Here is a 1,234-nt window from a genome sequence, read left to right as displayed (position 1 = left end):
CTTTTAAACCCCAAACTGTTCGTTTGATTGATTGTCCCATTTTTGCGTACTGCTGTTAATACACTTTGCGGAAAACCATTACCATCGTCTTCAACATAAATAATGACTGTATCTTTGCATTCGTTGTCCGAATAAATTTTTAGACTTCCGCCATCTCTTTTCGGGGTAATACCATGTATAAGCGCATTCTCTACAATTGGTTGCAGCGTCATATTTAAAATATGCTGCGGCAGCAATTCTTCTGAGATATTTATTTCAAAATTTAAACGATCTTTAAAACGAACCTTCTGAATATACAAATACTTATTAATGTAATCCAATTCTGCTTCGATCGTGTGTAATTGGTTCTCTGATTTTAAGGTATAACGTAAAATATCTGAAAGACAGTAGATCAGTTCTTCAGTTGTGTGAGAATTCTCGAAATAAGCAGTTCGAGCAATCGAATTTAAAGTATTCTAGATGTGTATAAGAGACAGCTCGAAATAAGCAGTTCGAGCAATCGAATTTAAAGTATTAAATAAAAAGTGTGGGTTAATCACTAATGAATCGTTTTTCGTTTCCAAATCAAGAATTTTCTTTTCTAAGATCTCTTTTTCAATGGAAAGACGTTCGACATCGGTATGATTGTTTAACACTCTTTCTTCGACATCAAGTGCAATATTGCTAGATACATGTCCACAAATCTGTTCGTAAATCCGAATTTCTTTTTCGTCTACAGTGCCAAGCATTGAGAGTGCTTTAGCAATTCTTTCTTTGCTAACGCCAGTTTCCTCGCTCAGGCTTGGAACATCCAACAAATATTTTTTGTATTCAGTTTCTGTAGAATAGGCTTGTACCCCAATAACATATCCGAGTGTTTCTTTTCCAACAACAATCGGCATGTAAATATTTTCTAATCCATATTCGCATATATATCGATGCTCAAGATCATTTTCTAAACGGCCTAAGCAATAATCGCAAACAGTTCCTTCTTCTTTCTTACAAATAAGTTTGCAAAATTCAGGTTCTGGATTAAATTCCATCAAAATCTTCCCGACATTATCAACTAAGATAAGGGAAATATTCGAGATTGGTATTACACTTCCATAACGACCATATAATCTTTGATCTACTAGCTTTTTCAAAGGGTTTTCTGTTTTGTTCATAATAACAAGTACCACCTTAATCGTACTAACTCATCTAGATGTGTATAAGAGACAGATCCATTACATCTGCGCGTTCTTCCAGAATTGCG

The 1,234-nt window shown here is 34.6% G+C and carries 2 protein-coding genes and 1 pseudogene; all 3 read right to left on the bottom strand.

Annotation, left to right across the window (positions count from 1 at the left end; translation table 11 throughout):
• The coding region (locus tag A5875_RS03100; RefSeq protein WP_369596950.1) for a sensor histidine kinase at positions 1–320 on the bottom strand (320 nt) is incomplete at its 3' end.
• Positions 321–323: 3 nt separating this feature from the next.
• Positions 324–395: pseudogene (locus A5875_RS24305) on the bottom strand (hypothetical protein); the annotation flags it as partial.
• A gap of 60 nt (positions 396–455) precedes the next feature.
• Positions 456–1,145, bottom strand: coding sequence for a PocR ligand-binding domain-containing protein (locus A5875_RS03095; protein ID WP_088932244.1), 690 nt, complete (start codon positions 1,143–1,145; stop codon positions 456–458).
• Between the last annotated feature and the right edge of the window lie 89 nt (positions 1,146–1,234).

Source organism: Enterococcus sp. 3H8_DIV0648, from assembly GCF_002140655.1.
Taxonomy (GTDB): Bacteria; Bacillota; Bacilli; order Lactobacillales; family Enterococcaceae; genus Enterococcus_A; species Enterococcus_A hulanensis.
This window is presented reverse-complemented; position numbering and strand designations above follow the sequence as displayed.